Raw genomic sequence first — 21,996 nt, 5'->3', positions numbered from 1 at the left:
AACAGCCACTGTGAGCTGCATAGCTTAATTACGCACCCGGCTAACTCGTCGCACGCTGTCGATGCTGCGAAGACGACGCATAATGCGGGCAAGATGCACCCTGCTCTCTACATGGAGGTCCAGATCGACATAGGTGAACTGGTAGTCCTTGTCTGTTGAGCTGATCTTATCGATGTTGACGTTCATGCTGTTAATGCGCGTTGCGATGGTAGCGATAGCGCCGCGGCGGTTTTCTGTCTCAATACGGAGCTCGGCAAGGAACTCCCCCTCTACCTCATCATCCCAGCGCAGAGGAATCCACTGCTCGGGCTTTTCGCGCATATCTGCAAGGTTGCGGCAATTCTCCCGGTGCACAATTACGCCGCGCTCCGAGCTGATGTAGCCCGCGATCGCGTCTCCGGGGAGCGGACGGCAGCATCGAGCGTAGCTCACCATAAAGCCTTCGGTGCCACGTATAGCCAGCGGTGAGTCGCTTCCCGGTTGTGGGGTGGGCCCTTCGGTATTTGTTTCTCCTGCAAGCTGGCTGGCGACGACACCCGGAAGCCGTTTGCCCTGGGCGAGCTCTGCAAGCAGGTCATCCAGCGTGGTCAGGCCCGCGCTGCTCAGGTAGCTGCCCAGGCGAGCCTCCGATAGCTCAGCGATGCTCAGCTCGAATCCTCCGAGGGACTTATCCAGGAGCCTGCGACCGAGGGCTGCTGCGTCCTCTTGTGTCTGGTGTTTGAGGTAATGACGTATGTTGCTGCGCGCTTTGGCGGTAATCGCGTAGTTAAACCATGAAGGGTTGGGCCGTGCGCCGGTGGCGGTTATGACCTCTACGGTTTGGCCGCTTTCCAGTGGCTCGGACAAAGGCGCGAGCCGCCGATTGATTCTGCAGGCCACGCAGGTATTGCCCAGTTCTGTGTGCACGGCATAGGCAAAATCTACGGCGGTAGCGCCTCGGGGCAGCTCCATGATGCTGCCCTTGGGAGTAAAGATATAAATCTCGTCGGGGAATAGATCGATTTTGACGTTTTCGATGAACTCGAGACTGTTGCCCGCGCGCTGTTGCATCTCGAGCAAGCCCTGAACCCATTGTCGAGCCCGGGCATGAGAGCCGTTCACCGTATCGGAGTCCGTCTTATACAACCAATGCGCGGCAATGCCGTTGTTGGCCATATCCTCCATTTCCCGGGTGCGGATCTGAATCTCTATGGGTACGCCATGCATACCCATCGTCACCGTATGCAGCGATTGGTAGCCGTTCGCCTTGGGGATGGCGATATAGTCTTTGAACTCTCCCGGGACCGGTTTGTAGAGGGAGTGGATACAGCCCAGGACGCGGTAACAGCTGTCTACGGAGTCCACCACGACCCGAAACGCATAGATGTCCATGATCTCGGAGAAGGACTTCTTCTTTGCGCGCATTTTGCGATAGATGCTGTAGAGGTGCTTTTCTCGACCTATGACGGTGGCCTCATAGCCATCCTGCGCCAGTGCGTTTTCGATTTGGCTGCGCATCTTATCGACCAGCTCCATGCGGTTGCCGCGAGCCGAGCGCCGCGCCGCTTCGATGCGCCGCGCGCGCATGGGATACAGCGCCGTGAAACCCAGGTCCTCGAATTCCATGCGTACTGAATTCATACCCAGGCGCATGGCGATAGGGGCATAGATATCGAGGGTTTCTTTGGCGATGCGTCGTGCTTTGGCGGTAGGAAGAACGCCGAGGGTGCGCATGTTATGGAGTCGGTCTGCCAGTTTCACGAGGATGACGCGAATGTCCCGAGCCATGGCAAGGGCCATCTTCTGAAAGTTTTCGGCCTGTTTTTCTTCGAGGGTATCGAACTCGATCTGGGTCAGCTTGCTGACCCCGTCCACCAGTTCGGCTACAGCATCACCAAATTGCGCCTCGATAGCGCTTTTGTCGATCCCGGTGTCTTCAATCACATCGTGGAGCATGGCGGCCATCAAGCTCTGATGGTCCATGTGCATGTCGGCGAGAATACCAGCGACCGCCAATGGATGGGTTACGTAGGGCTCACCGCTGCGTCGCTGCTGTCCGAAATGCGCTTGCTCTGCAAAGTAGTAGGCGCGTCGCACCAATACGCTCTGGTGGTCATCCAGATAAGAGCGCAGACTGGCATCAAGAGAGTCAATGGTCTGCATACTAGGCGACCATTACGGCAGTCAACTCCACGGTGTATTGCAGAGATTGATAAAACGATGAACACACAGGCATATTAAGAGCCTGCTGCTGTTTGAAGGTATTGGAGGTGTCAGCGCAACCCGACCGGGTCTTACGCGAGTCTGATGGCAGCGCGCTATAGAGGTTATAGGCGCTGCGATCAGGAAGGGGCTTAGAAGCTTTCGCTTGCACCCATCACTTCGGCGAGTTCTTCCTCGGCGTCCAGTTCGTCTTCACGATTAAGCATGTCCGGTGTTACCAGGCCTTCGGCAATTTCACGCAGAGCGACAACGGTTGGCTTGTCGGACTCTTCTTCGACCAGAGGGTCCTTGCCGCCAGTGGCCAGTTGACGAGCGCGCTTGCTCGCGACCATCACAAGTTCAAAGCGGTTGTCTACGGACTCTAGGCAGTCCTCTACAGTTACACGTGCCATATTTCTTCCCAATCATGTCATTACAATAAATCCCTAAAACAGGCGTTCTCGCAACTAGCTAACAGGTGACCGGAGAAGAGTCGTGCTTGCTGTTGTGGCAAAAAACACTGCTTTTGGGTCGGAACACACAATCGTGGGCACCGAAGAGCCGGATATTATAACGCAAAGCCGCAAATACTTGCGCACTCTAATTGGGTAATCTTCCAGCGTTCACTTAAATGCAAAGAGCGCACAACCGCTGTTTGCTCGAGGGCTTTAGCAAGTCGCTTTAATTGAGAAGGGCCTTGAGCTGTTCGCTGTGACGGTGGGCCTGCTTCTCTGTCTGTAAGCGTTGGGAGCGAACAATTGCCTGAAGCTCCAGTAGCGCTTCGTCGAAAACGTCGTTGATAACAAGGTAGTCGGCTTCGACGTAGTGGGACATTTCGGATGTGGCGGCAGCCATACGCTTATCGATAGTTTCCACATCGTCCTGACCGCGCTGGCTGAGCCGGTCCCGAAGCGCTGCTTCGGAGGGCGGCAGTACAAATATTGAGCAGCTTGCGGGTAACAAACGCTTCACCTGACGAGCACCCTGCCAGTCTATTTCCAGGATAACGTCTGCATCAGCAGAAAGCTGGTCTTCTACAAAATGCTGCGAAGTCCCATAAAAATTGCCAAAAACCTCCGCATATTCTAGAAAAGCGCCTTTTTCTAGCATACCGCCAAAGGCTTCGCGATTGCAAAAGTGGTAGTTCACTCCATCAGTTTCGCCCGGCCGAATGGGCCTTGTGGTGTGAGAAACCGAAACCTGCAGACTTGGCTCGGCGTCCACCAACGCCCTCACGAGGCTGGTTTTGCCCGCGCCAGAGGGCGCAGAAATGGTAAATAGAGTGCCTGATTGTAGATGCATGCTGATGTCGGTCACCGAAATGGGTCTGGTCCTGGCAGAGGGTGGTTTGCAGAGCGAAGATTACGGTAGAGCGAGGTCGATTGCGACAGTGACTTGCTTGATTATTCGATGTTTTGAACCTGCTCGCGCATTTGCTCGATGAGTACTTTGAGCTCGACGGCGCTTTGAGTCGTGCTGCCCGCTGTAGACTTGGATGACAGCGTGTTGGCTTCTCTATTGAGCTCTTGCATGAGAAAGTCCAGCCGACGCCCACAGGGCCCACCCTTGTTAAGAATTCGGGTGGTCTCCTCGATATGGGCTTTCAGACGATCAAGTTCCTCATCTACGTCGGCTTTTTGCAGAAGCATCACCAGCTCCTGTTCCAGACGTCCCTCGTCGAGGGGCTGCGCGAGTTCCCCTAACCGCCTGCGAAGACGCTCCTCCTGCCGTGCCCGCAGTGCCGGCAGTGCTTCCCGAAGCCTTGCCACCTCCTGAGCTATTCCCGCTAGTCTTTGGCGAAGAAACTCCTCCAGTTGCTGTCCTTCTCGGGCTCGGCTTTTCTGAAGCGTTTGCAATGCGGTTTCAAAGATTTGCCACGCTGCGCTTTGTACCGTTGATTCTTCAATGCGCTCGGTATGACACACGCCGGGAAACTGCAGCAGTGTCAGGGCATCAGTGGGCGACACCTTGCTGGACATCGCGCTGACACTCTCTATCGCAGCTACAACAGCTGCGAGACGCTCCTCGTTGATCTCTAAAGTATGGTGACTTTCGCTGTCGATAAGCCGTATCTGGCAATCGACCTTGCCGCGTTTCAATGTTTTGGCGAGCCCATCGCGGAGCTTTGGTTCCAGCGCTCTGAGGCTGTCCGGGAGTTTAAAGTGGCAATCGAGATAGCGGTGATTGACGCTGCGTAGTTCAACGATCAGCGTCGTGGGTGCTGAAGTTGCCTCTCGGGCGAAAGCGGTCATGCTATGCAACGTCATTGAGGGGTTCCTTTTTACCTCAGCCTTGGTCTGGTCAGCGTATACTGCGCGCTTTCTTAAAGACAAGGAACCTTCTCGATGCCAAGACCCAGTGGCCGCGCTCCCGACCAACTGCGCGATATCTCCATTGAGCGCCAATTTACCTGCCACGCTGAGGGCTCTGTCTTGGTGAGTTTTGGGAATACGCGGGTAATTTGCACCGCGAGTGTTGAAGAGAGTGTTCCAAGGTTCTTGCGTGGTAAAAACTCCGGTTGGATTACCGCCGAGTACGGCATGCTACCCCGCTCCACCGGTTCGCGAATGGGGCGGGAGGCTGCGCGAGGTAAGCAGAGTGGCCGTACCCAGGAGATTCAGCGGCTCATTGGCCGCTCACTGCGTGCCGCTGTAGATTTATCAAAGCTGGGAGAGCACACCATTACCCTGGATTGCGACGTCATTCAGGCCGATGGCGGTACGCGGACAGCGTCCATTACCGGAGCTTTTGTAGCTCTGGTTGATGCGATCAATGGACTTCAGCGCGACAAGAAAATCAGCACGGACCCGCTACGTCACTTCGTAGCCTCGGTGTCTGTGGGGGTGTATCAGGGGGAGGCTGTACTCGACCTTGACTATATAGAAGACTCCCAAGCGGATACGGACCTTAACGTCGTCATGGCCGAGGGCGGAGAATTCATTGAGGTTCAGGGGACCGCCGAAGCAGCACCCTTTTCGCGGGGAGAGCTCGATCAGATGCTGGATTTAGCGAGCGGCGGTATTTCTACGCTTATGGAGCATCAGCGTCAGGCGCTTGCAGCGGGCTGAAAGCGCGGGCAGGACTAAACCTTAAAGATCGATATCGTAATCTATGATCACGGGCGCGTGGCGGGAAAAGCTGTCGCCTGTGTAGATTGCCGCGTGTTCCACACTGTATTGCAGATCTTCTGAAATGATTTGCAGGTCGATACGCCAGCCGTCCTCGCCACGCTCCTTTGGCCAATAGCTAAACGCATCACTGTCGGTGCTGACCTGTCGAAATGCGTCGCGATATCCATTATCGAGGAGCTCATCGATCCACTGCCGCTCTCCGGGGAGAAAGCCTGAGCGATTGCTGTTCTCTGCACTGTCTTGCATATCCGCGGCCGTGTGGGCGATGCGCCAGTTCCCGCAGATAACAAATTTGCGCCGCTTGTTGCGAACCTTCTCGAGATGGGCGCCCAGGAGCGAAAAAAATTCGTTCTTGTTTGCTTGTTCCTCGGCGACGCCGTCGTTTGCCACGGGCGCCAGCAAGCAGCCGATAGATAGCTCACCGTAATCAGCCTGAATATATCGACCCTGCATATCGAAGTCCGCAAAGCCCAGCCCCGTCATTATGGCCTTGGGAAGCGCGCGGCAATAAATTGCTACGCCGTTATCCTTGCCGTTAACGTCGTCAAAAAAATAGGCGTTGTAGTCGCTTGGGAAAAAGACGTCATCTTGTAAGTCGTATTCAGAACAGCGGATATCCTGAATACAGATGAAATCGGCGTCCTGGCGAGACAGCCAGTCGTAGAAACCCCGTTTTGCGGCTTCACGCAACCCATCGGCGCTGAAGCTGATGATTCTCATCGTAAACCTCTGATAATTCGAGGCGCTATGATACAGAAACGCCAGAAGACAGAATACACTGTCAGAACTTCTTTCCTCTTTTAGTTTGGACCCCTAATGCAAGCCTACCAACGCGAGTTTATTGATCTGGCACGACGCTGTAACGTCCTTCGATTTGGTGACTTCACATTGAAGTCCGGTCGCCAGAGCCCGTACTTTTTTAATGCCGGCGCTTTCGATAGCGGTGCGGCTCTAGCGGCTCTGGGCAGACATTACGCGCAGTGCATCGCCGACTCCGGGATTGAGTTCGACGTGCTGTTGGGCCCGGCATACAAAGGGATTCCCCTGGCTACTACCACCGCCGTCGCCCTGGCGGATCACCACGGACGCGACGTGCCCTTTGCCTACAACCGCAAGGAAGCCAAAAATCATGGAGAGGGCGGTGTTTTAGTCGGCGCGCCGCTGCAGGGCCGGGTTTTGGTCATCGATGATGTGATAACCGCCGGCACTGCGGTCGCTGAAGTCATCGATATGATCAGTGCCGCGGGAGCGGAGCTTGCCGGGGTAGTAATTGGACTCAATCGACAGGAGCGAGGTAAGGGCGAACTCTCTGCGATTCAGGAAATTGAGCAGCGCTGGGCTGTTCCCGTATACAACATCATCGCCATGGAAGACCTTATTGTGTATCTCGAAGAGGGCGAGATTGATGGCGAAGATGTTCCTGAAGATGCCTTGCTTGCTCTCAGAGCTTATCGGGAACAATACGGGGTCTGACTTGTGGTAGCTGTCGAGCGGGCATATATTGCTCCGATGAGGTTCTTTAAAAGCTATAGCGCATGCTTCATTGTTTCGCTGTCGCTTGGCATCGCGATGACAGCACCGTTGGCAATGGCTCAAGCGCGCCAGATGTACCGCTATATCAATGCCGAAGGACACCGCGTTGTGGGGTATCAGGTGCCCCCGGAGTTTGTGGCCAACGGCTACGATATTCTCAGCCCAAGTGGTGCCTTGATCGCTTCCGTGCCACGAACATTGGGTGAAGGGGAGCGCGAGGGCCTGGATAGCGAGGCCCGTCGCCAGCGGGAGGCCGCCGAAGAGAAAGAGCGCCTGCGTAAGTGGGACGAGTCACTGTTACTGCGGTATAGCAGCATAGAAGACATTGAGGCGGCGCGGGATCGTGAGCTACGCGACCTGCGCATTCGCGTCAGCATTCTCAAGGGCAAGTTGCGCTCCCTGAAGCAACAGGTTGAGAATTACCAGGCACTGGCGGCCGATCAGGAGCGTCTGGGAGATGCTGTAAATGTGGAGCATCTGGCAGCTATCGACGACCTGCAATCAGAGATCGCGGCGACAGAGCGTGCGGTCGTTGATCGTCAGGCTGAAATTGCGTCTGTAGGATCGGATTATCAGAAAGATGTGGAGCGTTTTACGACGCTTTTGGACATCGTCGAGATGCGCAGAATGATGTCGGCTGAGAGCTAGAGCCCGCTGCTAAAGGTTCTTTCGATACTGGATGACGAATCTGCTGTTGTTTCTTCGGATTCTGTTGTGTCTTCGGCTTGTGTTGCTGCTGAGGAAGGCTCTGCCTCACCTGCCGTTGCCGCAGCCGGCACCTGTTTAAAAAAACCATCCATCAGATAGCTGTACTGCTGTTCCCAGCCCTCGCTGGGACTGCGCTTGAACTCGCTGCGCACAAACTGTGAAATCCTGCCCTCGGCACAGGCAAACAAAAGGTTTGCCGCCTCGGGCAACGCCAGGACAGGACGCAAACTCTCTCGCAACTCCGCTTCGCGCAGGACCTGGCGTACTTGGGTCTCCACACGGTCAAGCACCTGATTGATACGATGCCGAAGACGTTCGGTTTCGCCGGTAAGTGCTTCGCCGGTTAAGAGGCGACTGATACCAGGATTCCGTTCCGCAAAGGTAATAAGCAAGTACAGGATATGGTTGCAGCGGATTGTTGCCTTGTCTTCCTCCTGCAAAATCAAGCTTATGCGCTGAAACAGCGTGTCCTCGATAAACTCGATGAGCTCCTCGAACATTTTGGCTTTGCTGGGGAAGTGGCGGTACAGGGCTGCTTCAGATACGCCAACTTTTGCTGCCAGGCGAGCAGTGGTAATTCGATCGCCGGGGTTGTCTTCCAACATTTGTGCCAGGGCCTCGAGTATCTGCTGACGGCGCTGGACATTTCTGGGCATGGGAAGCTCGTAAAGGTTCTGGAATAAACATCCTAGCGACTGCCCTCCATCGGGGCAATACGCTAGGCGAAAACGGTCGCTACTAAACGCTCAATCTTCGCCGTGGCGAGTGATTTTTGTCCCCATACCCTCGTCCGTGAAGATTTCCAGCAGCACCGCGTGGGGAACGCGACCATCCACGATGTGCGCAGAGGCAACGCCGGACTTTACCGCGTCTAGCGCACAGCCAATTTTTGGCAACATGCCACCATGCACCGTGCCGTCAGCGATCAGCTCATCCACTTTGGTGGTTGATAAACCGGTGAGTACGGAACCGGATGCATCAAGCAGGCCCTCCACGTTAGTTAGCAACATAAGCTTTTCCGCCTGCATGACCTGGGCGATTTTTCCGGCGACGAGGTCGGCGTTAATGTTGTAGGTGTTGCCTTCGTCATCTGCGCCCACCGGCGCGATAACTGGAATGAAGTTACTCTCAAGAATCACATCGAGGATTTCGCGATCAATTTGTCGTACTTCGCCAACTTGTCCGATATCAATGATCTCCGGGGCATCAAGCGCCGGTGAGTGGCGCGAGACTGTCATGCGCCGTGCTCGAATAAGGCGGCCGTCTTTTCCCGAGACGCCAATAGCCTTACCGCCATTTCTGCTGATGGAGGAGACGATCTCTTTGTTAACACTGCCCCCCAGAACCATCTCGACAACATCCATGGTTTGCGAATCGGTCACCCGCATGCCTTCGACAAACTCGCTTTCAATACTGAGCTTTTTGAGCAACTCGCCAATCTGAGGTCCCCCGCCGTGGACAACCACCGGGTTCATACCCACCAGCTTCATGAGTACGATGTCGCGGGCGAAGCTCTCGTGAAGCTTGGGATCCACCATGGCATTACCACCAAACTTCACAACGATAGTACGGCCCGTAAAGCGCTGGATGTAGGGCAGAGCTTCGGTGAGAACGCGCGCCGCGTTCATTGCGGAGTCCGGTGTAAGCGACATGTGTGTTCCTTAAGCTGGGTATTGAGCCAAAGCCCTAAAAAGGCAGTGTCAGATCCGGTGCCACCGCGGCAATTTGTTCTCTGAAAAGCGCCTGAATTTTTTCCAGGCCCGCTTCGTCTCTTGCTTCAAAGCGGGCGGTGAGTGCGGGGCCCGTATTGGAAGCGCGAAGAAGGCCCCAGCCATCCTGAAAGTCTACGCGAAGACCATCCAGGTCATTGGGTTTTCCATCGGCGAAGCGGGCGGAATCCACAAACTTTTGCATCAAGGCAAATTTTTCATCATCGGGTATTGGGATAAGAAGTTCCGGAGTGCTTACTGCGATGGGTAAGTCGGCAATAAAGTCGTCGATATTCTGATCCTGAGAAGAGAGTATCTCCGCGAGGCGGCCGGTTGCATACATGCCATCGTCAAAACCGTACCAGCGTTCTCCGAAGAAAATATGTCCGGAAAATTCTCCGCCGAGTAAGGCGCCGGTTTCCAGCATTTTCTCTTTCATCAACGCATGCCCGGTCTTCCAAAGCACCGGACGGCCCCCAAGCCCGGTGATGAGCTGCGCAAGATTACGGCTGCACTTAACGTCATAGACGACATCTGCGCCCGGATTACGACTCACGACGTCTCGAGCAAATATCATCATGAGCGTATCGCTGCGGACGATGTGGCCCTTTCCGGTGACGACGACCAGGCGATCCCCATCGCCATCGTAGGCAACGCCAAAGTCGGCTTCGTTGGAGATGACCTCCCGCACCAGGGCGGCAAGATTATCTTCGTTGCTGGTGTCCGGCGAGCGATTGGGGAAACGGCCATCCACCTCACAAAAGAGTGGAATGACCTCGCAGCCAAGTTCTTCCAGGAGCATTGGTGCAATATTCCCAGTGGCACCATTGCCTGCGTCAACGACAATTTTGAGAGGCACGGCGATAGCGATGTCACTGACGACTTCATCCAGGTAGTCACTGACTACGTCGCGCTGAATCACGTGGCCCGTACCTTTGCTGAAGCGGCCGGTCTGCGCGATGTTTCGGACTTTCTCGATGGTACCTTCGGCGATGGTTTGCCCTTTCAGTACGATCTTCATGCCATTGTATTCGGCGGGGTTGTGACTGCCGGTAATCATGACCCCGGACTTTGCCTCCAGCAGTGATGTCGCAAAGTACAGCAAGGGCGTGGGGACCAGACCGATGTCGATGATATCTCGACCCGCCTGCAGAATAGCTCTTTTGAGCACACTTTTTATACGGCCACTACTGGCTCTCCCGTCGTAGCCGATGCACAGAATTTGCTCACCCAATTCGCCGGCGATCGTGGCAATGGCGCTGCCAATGCGATACACGGTTTCGTCGTCGAGTTCGCTATCCGCAATGCCACGAATGTCGTAGGCGCGAAATATATTCGCCGGCAGGCCCTGCGTCGCGGGACCGTCTACCGACGTCATGGCGGTATTGCTGGAGCTCGCGGTGTTGGTTTCGGGCGTCGGCACAATAGTCCCGGTGCTGCCCGGGCGAGCGCGGCGAAGGGTCAGTTTTCGGAGGTTCTTGGCCAGAGGTACCAGCTGAGGAATGCGTACTGTTAAGGGGGTGCGATGTTCGGCACCATCTACGATGCGTTCCAGCTCCTGCCCTAATGCATTACTGCTCCGCTGAGCGGCGAAGAAAAATCCTGTAAGACAACTTAAAAAAAGCAATCCAAGGACGGCGTAAGGGGGGCTGACGTGACCGCTGACTTCATCGACGAGCGCGACGGACGGGATAAACAGAATGCGCCAGGGACTTGCGTCAATGTCGGCTCCGCTAGCTTCTATGGGCGCACCGGCGCCTAAATTGGCGACGCGAACATTCCGATCAACGCCTTCACTATAAACATGCTGTTCGAGGACAAATTCGCCCACCATGCCTGTGGGGTAGCTAAGCATGGATTCCAGCGTGCTTGCATCGATGGTGAGCAATATCACCGCACGTCGGGAAGGCATGCGAGGATGAGTGGTGACTTCTGCAAGGGAGGCAAGCCATTGACCCTCAAATTGATAGGCTTCGGGCTCTGCAGGCTCGCCGTTGCTGACGCGTCTCACCAGATCAACTTCGATATGGTTGCGCAATCCCTCAAAACCGCCGGACAGATCCGCGGTTCCCATGTCACTGAGCGGTAGTAAACGGAGACTTACCGCCTCAGGGAAGAAATCCAGCATTGCCTGCTCAACCAGGCGAATGTCCGCGGAGTTTTGCTCGGCAATTGCCTGCAAAGCCAAGGGTGAGCCCACGGCGGATTGGACCCTGGTGCGCATTGCGGCGATGGTATCGCTAAAGTAACGGGCCTGTTGCGCGGCATAACTGTCGGAGACCTGTCTAACCAGAGAGGCTTTTTGAGCGGGAGCTTGGAGAAGCGCCAGGTAGGCCGTGACGAGGAGGAGTGGCGCTAACACCACAGCAAAACCCAGGATCAGGGCCGTACGCAGCGCATCTCCACGGGCAGAAACGCCGTGAGCGTTTCGCTGCTCGTCGGTCGAGGCTTTGCCGGAGTGGGTTTTTTTCTTCTCCGGGAGTTTAAGCATAATTTAGCAGTCTCTAATGTCTGCCAAGCAGGGTGCGTTTATCGTTTGAGGCCATCATAGACTCTCCAGCGCTGAACTGGAATCAGACTAAGGCAAAGGGTTCAGACCCCGCTCTGCGATTGCGTAGCGATCAGGTCGACCACGATACGTGCAAGAGCATCCTTGGAGCATTGCTCCACATCGAGCTCCCCTATTCCACCCTCTATGCTCCTGGCATCCCGCCAAAGGATCAAAGCCGCATTATTTTCGCTGTTGAAACCGATGCTTTTATCGCTAACATCGTTCGCCACGATCATGTTCAGGTCTTTAGCTTCTAGTTTGCCCAGAGCGTGTTTGCGCAGCGCTTCTGTCTCGGCGGCAAAGCCTACGCAAAAAGGTGCGGGAGATTGTTTTGAAATCTCGGCGAGAATATCGGGGTTCCTGACAAGCTGCAGACTCATTTCTTCTTCAGACTTCTTGATTTTTTGTTCGGCCATGGATACCGGCCGATAGTCCGCGACTGCGGCACAGCCGATAAAAATATCGCAGTTGTTGAGCAATCCCATGCAACTTTCGAGCATCTCCTGTGCGCTTGTCACCGAGTGTCGAGTGACGTGATCCGGCACCGACAGGGCGACGGGACCCGACACTAGATGAACGGTCGCGCCTGCGTCTATCGCAGCGCGAGCCAGGGCATAGCCCATCTTGCCCGAGGAGTGATTGGAGATGTATCGCACGGGGTCCAGAGCTTCCTGGGTGGGCCCCGCGGTTATGACTACCACTTGCCCCGCTAAAACGCCGCTTTCAAGCAGCGAGGCTGCATGCTCAGTGATCAATATCGGGTCCAGCATGCGTCCTGGTCCGATATCACCACAGGCCTGCTCACCACTGTCCGGGCCCGCAAAGTGCATTCCTCGTTCCGCGAGGACCGCCAGATTGTTTTGTGTCGCAGGGTCTTTCCACATCTGCTGGTTCATCGCCGGCGCCAATAGCATCGGTGCTGCGGTCGCCAGTGCGACGGTAGTCAACAGATCGTCTGCTCGACCTGCCGTCAGCCGTGCAATGCAGTCCGCGGTGGCGGGTGCGATGAGCATCAGGTCCGCCCAGCGTGCGAGCTCGATGTGCCCCATGCCCCGTTCAGCCTCTTCATCGAGAAGGCTGTGGTGCACGGTGTGGCCCGAGAGAGCCTGCAGTGTTAGCGGTGTGATGAACTCCTGCGCACCACGGGTCATGATGACGCGGACTTCGGCGCCACAATCCTGAAGCTTGCGCACGAGTTCTGCTGACTTGTAAGCGGCGATTCCGCCGCAAACCGCCAAAAGCACCCGACGATTGTTTAGATGTCCCATTAGCTTGGGTACCTTGGGAAAATAAGGCGAGCCAGACGATACCATTTGCGCCCCCGGAAGACACGAGCCGAGGCAGAAACTGTACACCCAGGGAGGGGTGGGTCATGTCATGTTGTGGATCATCGCGCGGGGATTCGGCGCGTAGCAAACTGTTGGATCGGGGCCCCGCTTCGCTGTCGGATGCGGAGCTACTCACGGTGCTACTGCGCCGCAATAGCACGCTTGGCTGCATGACAGGGTATGCGGCCACCTTGCTTAGCCGCTCAGATGGGCTTGCCGGGCTGCTAAGCGCAGAACGACAGGTCCTGCTGGCAGAACCGGGGCTCGGCCCCGCCACCGTGTCACGCTTGCTGGCAGCACTGGAAGTGGCTCGCCGTTGCGCTTTACAGCCCCTTACACAGCGGGACGTAATGACCAGTCCCGAAAGGACGCGCAAGTTTCTGCAATATCATCTGGGCACGCGCGCAAGGGAGGTTTTCTGCTGTTTGTTTCTCGATTCCCAGCATCGGCTCCTTTGTTGTGAGGATGTGTTTTTGGGTACGCTGGATGGCGCTGCGGTGTATCCACGAGAAGTCGTCGTTCGCGCACTCCAGTATCGTGCAGCGGCCGTTATTCTTGCCCACAACCATCCGTCGGGCCTTTCCCAGCCATCAAGCGCTGACCGTCGTATTACCCAGCGTCTGCGTGACGCTCTGGCACTGGTGGACGTGCGGGTCCTTGATCATGTGATCGTTGGAAGAGGTGATTGCTACTCTTTTGCGGAATCCGGCTTGCTTTAATCTCAGCCGGGACGGGTGTTTTTTGCGTCGTCGTTGCTTGCCCGATGGAGGTGCTTCTGGTATAAAGTCGCGCTCCGCGAAGTGGGGAGCCACCTCCAAACCGCGTAACTTATTGAAATTTAGTGCTTTTGCCTGAGTGAGTAGCCATAGATGGCGCTTTGCAGCTCGGGTCCAGCGAGGAAATCATGGCCAGAGTCTGTCAGGTCACCGGTAAGCGTCCGGTCACCGGTAATAACGTATCTCACGCAAAGAACCGTACCCGTCGCCGGTTCCTGCCTAATCTGCACCAGCACCGCTTCTGGGTTGAGTCGGAGAAGCGCTTCGTGCGTCTGCGCGTCTCAAGCAAAGGCATGCGCATTATTGACAAAAAAGGTATCGACACTGTGCTGGGTGAAATCCGCGCACGTGGCGAAAAAGTCTGAGTACGTAACGCGACTCACTGTAAAAGATCTAGAGAGGCAGCATCATGAGAGAAAAAGTTCGCATGAACTCCAGCGCGGGTACCGGGCATTTCTATACCACGGACAAGAACAAGCGCACCACCCCCGATAAGCTGGAAATGAAAAAATACGATCCCGTTGCACGCAAGCACGTGATGTATAAAGAAGCCAAAATCAAGTAAGGCTTTGCCTGCGCTCTGTGCCGTTATCCGGGCACGGCTTTTAAGAACCCTGGCAACTGCCGGGGTTTTTTGTGTCTGCTCCTCTTATGGCCACAATGGAAGCCGTCGAATGAATGCCCAAGGGTCTGATTAGGGAGCCCTGAATTAATGCCTGAACTACCTGAGGTCGAAACGACTCGCCGCGGTTTATGTGCTTACAGCGAAGGACAGCGGGTGCACTCCGTGGTGCTTCGGGATACGCGCTTGCGCTGGCCGGTACCTACGGCACTGCCGGAGATTCTGCAGGGACAACGCATCCGGACACTGGAGCGTCGGGCAAAGTACCTGCTGTTTCGCATGGATCGCGGAACCTTGCTAGTGCATTTAGGTATGTCAGGGTCGCTGCGGGTCCTCCTCTCTCCTCAGACGCCCGCAAAACACGATCATATTGATATTGAGCTCAATAACGGCGCAGTGCTGCGCTACAACGATCCCAGACGCTTTGGCAGTTTTCAGTGGTTTGAAGCCGGTGCTGAGCTCACACCTCTGGACAAACTGGGTCCTGAGCCTTTATCCGAGGACTTCGATGGCAAACGTCTCTTCGAGCTTTCCCGTGGACGAAAAGTCGCCATAAAACCGTTCATCATGGACGGAGCTACGGTTGTTGGTGTCGGTAATATTTACGCCAGTGAAGCTCTATACCTCGCAGGAATACGCCCGGACCGAGCCGCAAAGCGCGTCTCAGAGGCTCGCTATGAGCTCTTGTCAGCGCATATAAAGCAAGTACTTACTAACGCCATAGCGCAGGGTGGAACTACCCTAAGAGACTTTGTAGGGGGTGATGGCAAGCCGGGTTACTTCGCGCAGCAGCTGTACGTTTATGGCCGCTCGGGCGAGCCCTGCAAGGGCTGTGGGACGCAGCTACGGGACAAAGTCATCGGGCAACGAGCCAGTGTTTATTGCATAGCCTGCCAGCGTTGATCTGGGTACACTTGACCCGGGCTTAGTGAGCCCCTATTGCGGAGGAAACAACGTGTTAGCTCAGGTATCGCAAGTAAAACGTCAAATCGCTTTGCTCCTCGTCGCCTTAATGTTGGCGCCCTCAGGATTTGCGCAAAGCTCTATCGATGAAAAACCCAATGGTTTCGCCATGGCCGGCGATCTTGTGGTCGCGCGGCCAATCGGTCTGGTTATGACAGCGGTGGGTGGTGCGGCTTTTATTGTCTCGCTGCCGTTTACCGCGCTTGCGGGCTCCGTATCCGAGTCGGCAGAGAGTCTGGTGTTAGGTCCGGCGAAAGAAACCTTTGTGCGCTGTCTTGGCTGCCGGGTATCTGGATATAGCTATAAGGACGTCGAGCGTCGCCGACAGCGCAAAGAAGAGAACGCCGAGGAAGCCGCCGCTCAAGAGCAGTAGCGTTCGAGCACGCCGTGCGGCCCCAGGGGTCGCCCGAATGCTGGATGCCTAGGTGTTTTGCGGAAACTTTAGCGCTAAGGCGGCGCTGACGTTGGTGGGCACAAACGGTGTGATATCGCCCTGTAAGCTGGCGATTTCCCGAACCAGTGACGACGATATATACGACAAGTGCTCGCTGGGTGTAAGAAAAATACTTTCAAACTCCGGATACAGCGCACGGTTCATATTCGCGAGCTGAAACTCGTATTCAAAATCCGCCACTGCGCGAAGTCCACGCAACACACAGCGGGCATTTTCGCTGATCGCAAAGTCCGTGAGTAGATTGCTAAACCCCTTCACCTCGACGTTTTTGAACGCCGACAGGCTTTCCGAGCAGAGTGCGACGCGTTCTTCCAGACTAAAGAGCGGCGTTTTTTTCTCGCTAAAAGCGATGGCGACCACGACCCGGTCAAACAACTTCGAAGCGCGTTCGACTAAATCAATGTGACCATTGGTGATGGGATCGAAGGTCCCGGGATAAATAACAGTTCGGTTGTCCACAGCGTGTTCCCGGGTCCAGAAGATAGGGGATACTAAACAATCGCTCTCGAGCTCTCAATCACCGCCCCGGGAGCCGATAAAGCTCGTAGACTACGCCACCGCTGCTTTTACTTCGGTACTGCTCCCAGTTACGCGGAAACTGCGGACTCTGCGATGGCGCGTACTCCACATAAACAAGCGCCTTTGGGTTTAGATAGGGGTAGTCACACAGTTGCGCTAACACCTGGTCCAGCAGGTCGCTGGCAAAAGGTGGATCCAGGAACAGAAGATCAAAGCCCGATGCCTCGCTGTTACCTAGATACTGCGTGGCGTCCTGATGATGCACTTTACCCCGGGGCGTCGCATTCAAGGTGAGTAGCGCCTGTTTAAGCAAGGTGGCCGCCTGTGGGTGACACTCAACGAACTGGCAATCCATGGCGCCCCGCGACAGCGCTTCGAGACCCAGAGCACCGGTGCCGGCAAACAGATCCAGACAACGAGCTCCCGCTATCTCCGGAGCAAGCCAGTTAAACACCGTCTCCCGAATTCGGTCCGTGGAGGGACGAAGGCCGGGAATGTCCGCCACCGGCAGTTTTCTGCCGCGCCATTCGCCAGCGATAATCCGAAGCTTACCTGTGCCTTTTGTTGCTCCCAAGAAGCGACTCCCATCGCAGCGCCAATCCCCGCGATGATACGATAGACACCTGAAGACAACACACGCCTGAGTCGAACGTTTTAGTCATGAAGTTTTTTAAATCCAAGCCCGAAGTGGCCGAAGTCGAGGCCTCGTCGCCGATACCCCCGGAGCCTACGGTTGATGCGGAAGCGCCTGCTCAGGACGATGAAAGCGCGACGGCGCCAGGCTTTTTTGGGCGCCTGAAGCGCGGCCTGGGGCGCACCAGCGATAGCCTAGCCGCTGGCTTTGGCAACCTCTTTTTGGGCCGCAAGACTATTGATGCGGACTTGCTGGAGGAGCTGGAGTCGCAGCTTCTCATGGCGGATGTGGGCATCGAGGCAACCACCGAGATCATTACTCATCTTACGGAACGGGTATCGCGAAAGGAGCTTTCTGATCCTGAGGCGCTCATGCAGGGTCTTCGCGATGAATTACAAAGCATCTTGCAGCCTTGCGAAAAGAGTCTGGATGTCAGCGTCGGGACGCCTTTTGTCATCCTGATGGTAGGTGTTAACGGCGTGGGGAAAACCACCACCATCGGCAAGTTGGCGCGACGTTTTCAGGAAGAGGGCCGCTCGGTGATGCTCGCCGCTGGAGACACTTTTCGCGCTGCGGCAGTAGAGCAGTTGCAGCACTGGGGTGAACGCCACGATGTGCCGGTGATTGCCCAGCATACCGGTGCGGATAGCGCCTCGGTGATTTACGACGCGCTGCAGGCAGCCACCGCGCGGGGTGTCGATGTGCTTATCGCGGATACGGCGGGCCGCTTATCCAATAAGAGCCACCTTATGGATGAGCTCAGTAAAGTGGTGCGGGTGATGGGCAAGCTCAATCCGCAGGCACCTCACGAGGTCATGCTCGTTCTGGACGCGGGGACGGGACAGAATGCGCTGACGCAAGCTGCACAGTTTCGAGAGGCGGTGGGCGTGACAGGGCTGACACTGACCAAGCTTGATGGCACGGCAAAGGGTGGGGTTATCTTTGCCATTGCACGGCGGCTGGGTCTGCCGATTCGATTCATTGGTGTTGGGGAGTCTGCTCTGGACCTTCGGCCTTTTGTTGCCGAAGAGTTTATTCAGGCGTTGTTTGACCGCGATTGAGTGAGCCATGATCAGTTTCGAGCGCGTTAGTAAACGCTACGACAACAGCCATGATGCGCTGCGCGAAGTCAGCTTTTCCATAGACCCGGAAGAGCTGGTATTCCTCACCGGGCATTCCGGCGCGGGCAAAAGCACGCTCTTACGACTGATTATGCTCATGGAGAGGCCAAGTCGGGGTCGCGTGGTCGTTGGTGGTGCAGACCTGAGTAAATTCAGTCGCCGCAGCATTCCCCGGCACCGACAGTCCATCGGCGTCGTTTTTCAAAACCACAAGCTGCTCATGGATCGGCCGGTGTTCGACAATGTGGCACTGCCACTGCAGATCGCCGGTTTTGAGTACCGCGACATCGATCGTCGGGTCAACGCAGCTCTGGATAAGGTGGGTTTACTCGATCGCGTGCAATCTATGCCTCTGAGTCTTTCCGGGGGGGAACAGCAGCGTGTAGGAATTGCGCGCGCCGTGGTCGGTCGTCCCTCTATACTTTTAGCGGATGAACCGACGGGAAACCTGGACCCAGAGCTGTCTGCGGAGATTATGCAGTTGTTTGTGGACTTCAGTAGAGTGGGCGTCACGGTATTGATTGCGAGCCATGATCTGGCGCTCATCTCGCGTTTGCGACATCGCATTCTTACCTTAAAGGACGGGCGACTGACGTCTCCCGGGGTGTCTATTGATGTCCCGTAACGCGGCAAGGTCTGCAGCGGGTAACGCGCGGCCTCGCAAAATCCGCTGGACGGAGCGTTGGCGTGGTTGGCGTCGGCATCACAGTCAGTCTGCCGCCGACAGCCTGGCAAAAGTACTCCAACAGCCGGTATCCAGTTGCATGACCTGGTTGGTTATCGGCATTGCGATTGCGCTGCCCAGTGGCCTTTGGGTGGTGTTGGACAATGTGTCTCAACTGGGTGACCAGCTGGATCGTCCCGCGCAGCTCTCGCTGTTTCTGCAGGCTGATGCGCAGGCCGATGATGCACGCAGCCTGGCCCTAAGCCTCGCGCAGCGCGATGATGTTCAAAGTACAGAGTTCCTCGACCGAGACCGGGCGCTCGCAGAGTTTGTCGAGCGGTCGGGTATGGGAGAACTCGCCCAGGGGCTTGCGGATAACCCTTTACCCCATCTCCTGTTGGTGGTGCCGGTAGCGGCATCGCCCGAGGCGCTGGGTCTTCTGCGTGAGGAGTTGGAATCTCTCCCGGCGGTTCAGGAAGCACTACTGGATACCTTGTGGCTACAACGGCTTCAATCGCTGATGACCCTGGGGCGCAGGGCGGTGCAGCTGTTGGCAGCGCTTCTTCTTGTTGCAGTGGTTTTGGTCTTGGGTAATACCATCCGACTGGCCATTGAGAGCCGCAGGGATGAGATCGTCATCGTAAAGTTGGTGGGTGGTAGTGACGCCTTCGTACGCCGGCCTCTGCTGTACGCCGGGCTGTGGTTTGGTCTGGGAGGCGGCGCCGTGGCAGCCATTTTGGTCGCCTTGGGGACATTCCTGCTCGCATCGCCGGTGAATGCCCTGTCCGCGGCCTATCAAAGCAGCTTCGTGCTGCAGGGCCTGGGACTCGTGAATAGCCTGCAACTGGTACTGTTGGGCGCGATATTGGGGCTCGCCGGTGCCTGGCTGGCGGTGGCGCGGCACCTTAAGGCCATAGAACCACGGTGATTAGCTGATCCAGCGTTATAACAAAATCGTATAGATAACGGATTTAAGGGAACTTTCCTGGATTTAGCACTCTAATACTGAGAGTGCTAGAATCCGTTCCCCGTTATGGAGCAGACCGTGACAGAACTAATGACGATATCTTCAACGACAGCAATGACAAGCGATGACGACGTTGCCATGGCGTCGGTACCCGGCACGCAAATGTTGGCTGTTGACCAGATGGTGCCCGGTGCAAACCTGGCCGCCTACGTGCAGGCAGTGGCCCGGGTTCCGGTTCTCAGTGCCGAGCGTGAGCATGAGCTGGCAGAGAAGCTATTTTACGACGGTGACGTACAGGCCGCCCGCGAGCTGGTGATGTCGCACCTGCGTTTTGTGGCGCACATTGCGCGCAGTTACCGGGGTTACGGGCTCGCAGAAGCGGATCTGATTCAAGAGGGCAACGTCGGTTTGATGAAAGCGGTGAAGCGCTTTGATCCGACCAAAGGCGTTCGTTTGGTGTCCTTTGCGGTGCACTGGATTAAGGCCGAGATACACGAGTACATTTTGCGCAACTGGCGCATCGTGAAAATTGCAACAACCAAGGCGCAGCGCAAGCTATTCTTTAATCTTCGCGGTCAGAAGAAGACCTTGTCTTGGCTAAGTGCTGACGAGGCTGAAGCCGTAGCGAACGATTTAGGTGTCGATGTTCAGGAGGTCCACCGTATGGAGGGACGACTGAGCAGTCATGATGTGGCCTTTGACGCTCCCGTAGGCGCTGACGACGAAGAGGGCTGGCAGGCACCGCAGTACTATCTCGAAGATCAGTCCGCAGATCCGGCTATCGATGTCGAAAACAGTGAGTGGCAGGCCGGCAGTCAGGCGCAGCTTCATGCAGCGATTGCCGAGCTCGATGAACGCAGTCGGAATATCCTCGCCCAGCGTTGGCTCACTGACGACAAGGCGACGCTGCATGAACTCGCAGCAGAGTACGATGTGTCGGCTGAGCGTATTCGGCAGCTCGAACAGGCCGCGATGAAGAAAATTCGTCAGGTCCTGGTCGCCTGATAGCCCCTTAAGACGCAGAGGCGCTTTGGCGCCCGGGTTTGAAATGGCACAGCTTGGATTCTTCTTAGGGGCCCTTGGAGGCTTGTTAAGCGTTGCCTTTGGCGCGTTTGGTGCTCATGCCCTTCGCGACCGTTTCGATGCCTATTCTCTCGGTGTTTTTGAAACCGCCGTTCAATACCAGTTCTATCACAGCTTAGCTCTGCTCATCGCAGGATTGATGCTCGCGCAATTCCCGGCTTCTATACTCCTTAAGTCCAGCGTTTTCCTGTTCGTTCTTGGTATTTTGCTGTTCTCCGGAAGCCTTTATATTTTGAGCTTTACGGGGCTGCGCTGGTTGGGAGCGATAACGCCGCTGGGCGGCCTTGCCTTTATTGCCGGCTGGTCCTGTCTGGCCGCCGCGGGTTGGCAGTTGCTGGGCCAGTGACTCTGTGACGGATAGCTCGCCGAATCCTGAGCGGCGCATCAAGAGCTTTGTACTGCGCGCCGGACGAATGACCGAAGCGCAGCAGCGAGGCTTTGACGAGGGCTGGTCTCTCTGGGGTATAGATTATCGCCCCGAGCTTCTGGATTTTGATGAAATCTTTGGTGGTGCCGGCGAGCGGGTGCTGGAGATTGGCTTTGGCATGGGGCAATCCCTCCTGGATATGGCCGCTGCGAATCCTGCTGCGCAGTATCTCGGTGTCGAGGTTCATCGGCCGGGTGTGGGCCGCCTCCTCCACGGTGTGCAGGAACATGAACTCAGTAATGTTCGCGCAATGTGCCATGATGCGGTGGAGGTACTAGAGCACTGTATTGCCCCTAATTCCTTGCAGCGCATACAGATATTTTTTCCTGACCCCTGGCACAAAAAGCGCCACAACAAACGTCGTTTGATTCAACCCGCGTTCACAGAGCTTCTGGTTAGCCGTTTGGGTCCTGGCGGGGTGCTCCATCTTGCCACCGACTGGGAGCCCTACGCCGAGCATATGCTCGAGGTGCTCAACGACTGTTCGTCTTTAGAAAACTGCGCCAGCGATGGCGGCTATGTGCCTCGGCCCGAGGAGCGCCCGCTCACCAAGTTTGAGCTCCGCGGTCAGCGCCTGGGTCACGGTGTGTGGGACCTGCTGTATCGCCGTCCGTCGGGAAGCTAG

General features: G+C 56.1%; 25 protein-coding genes. 14 read left to right on the top strand and 11 right to left on the bottom strand.

From position 1 onward, the window contains the following. Positions 1-24: 24 nt before the first annotated feature. The 4 genes from ACTG39_RS05270 to ACTG39_RS05255 form a co-directional block, all read right to left on the bottom strand. Positions 25-2,142, bottom strand: a complete 2,118-nt coding sequence (locus ACTG39_RS05270; protein WP_439106491.1) for a RelA/SpoT family protein — start codon at positions 2,140-2,142, stop codon at positions 25-27. Between the two features lie 191 nt (positions 2,143-2,333). Beyond that, positions 2,334-2,594, bottom strand: a complete 261-nt coding sequence (gene rpoZ / locus ACTG39_RS05265) for a DNA-directed RNA polymerase subunit omega (RefSeq protein WP_439106490.1) — start codon at positions 2,592-2,594, stop codon at positions 2,334-2,336. Positions 2,595-2,862: 268 nt separating this feature from the next. Further along, complete coding sequence (gene gmk, locus ACTG39_RS05260; RefSeq protein WP_439106489.1) at positions 2,863-3,483, bottom strand: guanylate kinase; 621 nt, start codon at positions 3,481-3,483, stop codon at positions 2,863-2,865. A gap of 101 nt (positions 3,484-3,584) precedes the next feature. Further along, the gene (locus tag ACTG39_RS05255; protein ID WP_439106488.1) at positions 3,585-4,448 is read right to left on the bottom strand and encodes a YicC/YloC family endoribonuclease; all 864 of its coding nucleotides are present in this window, start codon (positions 4,446-4,448) and stop codon (positions 3,585-3,587) included. A 78-nt stretch (positions 4,449-4,526) separates the two neighbouring features. Here ACTG39_RS05255 and rph point away from each other — a divergent pair, with 78 nt between their 5' ends. After that, positions 4,527-5,249: a ribonuclease PH gene (gene rph, locus ACTG39_RS05250; RefSeq protein WP_439106487.1), complete on the top strand. Its 723-nt coding sequence runs from the start codon at positions 4,527-4,529 to the stop codon at positions 5,247-5,249. A gap of 21 nt (positions 5,250-5,270) precedes the next feature. Here rph and ACTG39_RS05245 read toward each other — a convergent pair whose 3' ends face one another. Beyond that, positions 5,271-6,032, bottom strand: a complete 762-nt coding sequence (locus ACTG39_RS05245) for an exodeoxyribonuclease III (RefSeq protein WP_439106486.1) — start codon at positions 6,030-6,032, stop codon at positions 5,271-5,273. A gap of 96 nt (positions 6,033-6,128) precedes the next feature. On the opposite strand from ACTG39_RS05245, the gene pyrE reads away from it, so the two are divergent. Next, a complete protein-coding gene (gene pyrE / locus ACTG39_RS05240; RefSeq protein ID WP_439106485.1) occupies positions 6,129-6,785 on the top strand; it encodes an orotate phosphoribosyltransferase in 657 nt (218 codons plus the stop codon). Between the two features lie 96 nt (positions 6,786-6,881). Next, positions 6,882-7,493, top strand: a complete 612-nt coding sequence (locus tag ACTG39_RS05235) for a hypothetical protein (RefSeq protein ID WP_439106484.1) — start codon at positions 6,882-6,884, stop codon at positions 7,491-7,493. On the opposite strand, the gene slmA is transcribed toward ACTG39_RS05235, so the two are convergent. The 4 genes from slmA to coaBC form a co-directional block, all read right to left on the bottom strand. Further along, a complete protein-coding gene (gene slmA, locus ACTG39_RS05230; RefSeq protein WP_439106483.1) occupies positions 7,490-8,209 on the bottom strand; it encodes a nucleoid occlusion factor SlmA in 720 nt (239 codons plus the stop codon). The genes ACTG39_RS05235 and slmA overlap by 4 nt on opposite strands. Positions 8,210-8,299: 90 nt before the next feature. Further along, complete coding sequence (gene argB / locus ACTG39_RS05225) at positions 8,300-9,205, bottom strand: acetylglutamate kinase (protein WP_439106482.1); 906 nt, start codon at positions 9,203-9,205, stop codon at positions 8,300-8,302. 34 nt (positions 9,206-9,239) lie between these two features. Then, positions 9,240-11,753: a phosphomannomutase/phosphoglucomutase gene (locus tag ACTG39_RS05220; RefSeq protein WP_439106481.1), complete on the bottom strand. Its 2,514-nt coding sequence runs from the start codon at positions 11,751-11,753 to the stop codon at positions 9,240-9,242. Between the two features lie 101 nt (positions 11,754-11,854). Beyond that, positions 11,855-13,081, bottom strand: coding sequence for a bifunctional phosphopantothenoylcysteine decarboxylase/phosphopantothenate--cysteine ligase CoaBC (gene coaBC / locus ACTG39_RS05215; RefSeq protein ID WP_439106480.1), 1,227 nt, complete (start codon positions 13,079-13,081; stop codon positions 11,855-11,857). Between the two features lie 104 nt (positions 13,082-13,185). Between coaBC and radC the strand changes: the two genes are divergently transcribed. From radC to ACTG39_RS05190, 5 genes are all read left to right on the top strand, one after another. Next, positions 13,186-13,860 carry a RadC family protein gene (radC, locus tag ACTG39_RS05210; protein ID WP_439106479.1) on the top strand — a complete coding sequence of 225 codons (675 nt, stop codon included), beginning with the start codon at positions 13,186-13,188 and terminating at the stop codon, positions 13,858-13,860. Positions 13,861-14,045: 185 nt separating this feature from the next. Further along, entirely contained in the window at positions 14,046-14,282 is a 237-nt protein-coding gene (gene rpmB / locus ACTG39_RS05205) for a 50S ribosomal protein L28 (protein WP_405273720.1), read from the top strand. Between the two features lie 44 nt (positions 14,283-14,326). After that, a complete protein-coding gene (gene rpmG, locus ACTG39_RS05200) occupies positions 14,327-14,482 on the top strand; it encodes a 50S ribosomal protein L33 (RefSeq protein ID WP_439106478.1) in 156 nt (51 codons plus the stop codon). Positions 14,483-14,629: 147 nt separating this feature from the next. Then, complete coding sequence (mutM, locus tag ACTG39_RS05195) at positions 14,630-15,442, top strand: bifunctional DNA-formamidopyrimidine glycosylase/DNA-(apurinic or apyrimidinic site) lyase (RefSeq protein ID WP_439106477.1); 813 nt, start codon at positions 14,630-14,632, stop codon at positions 15,440-15,442. 52 nt (positions 15,443-15,494) lie between these two features. Beyond that, the gene (locus tag ACTG39_RS05190; RefSeq protein ID WP_439106476.1) at positions 15,495-15,875 is read left to right on the top strand and encodes a hypothetical protein; all 381 of its coding nucleotides are present in this window, start codon (positions 15,495-15,497) and stop codon (positions 15,873-15,875) included. A 48-nt stretch (positions 15,876-15,923) separates the two neighbouring features. Here the strand turns inward: ACTG39_RS05190 and coaD are convergent, their stop codons facing one another. Continuing rightward, complete coding sequence (coaD, locus tag ACTG39_RS05185; RefSeq protein WP_439106475.1) at positions 15,924-16,415, bottom strand: pantetheine-phosphate adenylyltransferase; 492 nt, start codon at positions 16,413-16,415, stop codon at positions 15,924-15,926. Between the two features lie 58 nt (positions 16,416-16,473). After that, complete coding sequence (gene rsmD / locus ACTG39_RS05180) at positions 16,474-17,049, bottom strand: 16S rRNA (guanine(966)-N(2))-methyltransferase RsmD (protein WP_439106474.1); 576 nt, start codon at positions 17,047-17,049, stop codon at positions 16,474-16,476. Positions 17,050-17,135: 86 nt separating this feature from the next. On the opposite strand from rsmD, the gene ftsY reads away from it, so the two are divergent. The 6 genes from ftsY to trmB all read left to right on the top strand — a co-directional run bounded on the left by ftsY (position 17,136) and on the right by trmB (position 21,996). Then, positions 17,136-18,170, top strand: coding sequence for a signal recognition particle-docking protein FtsY (ftsY, locus tag ACTG39_RS05175; RefSeq protein WP_439106473.1), 1,035 nt, complete (start codon positions 17,136-17,138; stop codon positions 18,168-18,170). 7 nt (positions 18,171-18,177) lie between these two features. Beyond that, a complete protein-coding gene (gene ftsE / locus ACTG39_RS05170) occupies positions 18,178-18,855 on the top strand; it encodes a cell division ATP-binding protein FtsE (protein ID WP_439106472.1) in 678 nt (225 codons plus the stop codon). Continuing rightward, on the top strand, positions 18,845-19,822 hold the full coding sequence (gene ftsX / locus ACTG39_RS05165; RefSeq protein ID WP_439106471.1) for a permease-like cell division protein FtsX: 978 nt from the start codon (positions 18,845-18,847) through the stop codon (positions 19,820-19,822). Before ftsE ends, ftsX begins: the two co-directional genes overlap by 11 nt. 177 nt (positions 19,823-19,999) lie before the next feature. Next, complete coding sequence (gene rpoH, locus ACTG39_RS05160) at positions 20,000-20,866, top strand: RNA polymerase sigma factor RpoH (RefSeq protein WP_439106539.1); 867 nt, start codon at positions 20,000-20,002, stop codon at positions 20,864-20,866. A 43-nt stretch (positions 20,867-20,909) separates the two neighbouring features. Further along, entirely contained in the window at positions 20,910-21,290 is a 381-nt protein-coding gene (locus ACTG39_RS05155; protein WP_439106470.1) for a DUF423 domain-containing protein, read from the top strand. 67 nt (positions 21,291-21,357) lie between these two features. Beyond that, positions 21,358-21,996: a tRNA (guanosine(46)-N7)-methyltransferase TrmB gene (gene trmB, locus ACTG39_RS05150; RefSeq protein WP_439106538.1), complete on the top strand. Its 639-nt coding sequence runs from the start codon at positions 21,358-21,360 to the stop codon at positions 21,994-21,996.

This window comes from Congregibacter sp. (assembly GCF_965662665.1).
GTDB lineage: Bacteria > Pseudomonadota > Gammaproteobacteria > Pseudomonadales > Halieaceae > Congregibacter.
This window is presented reverse-complemented; position numbering and strand designations above follow the sequence as displayed.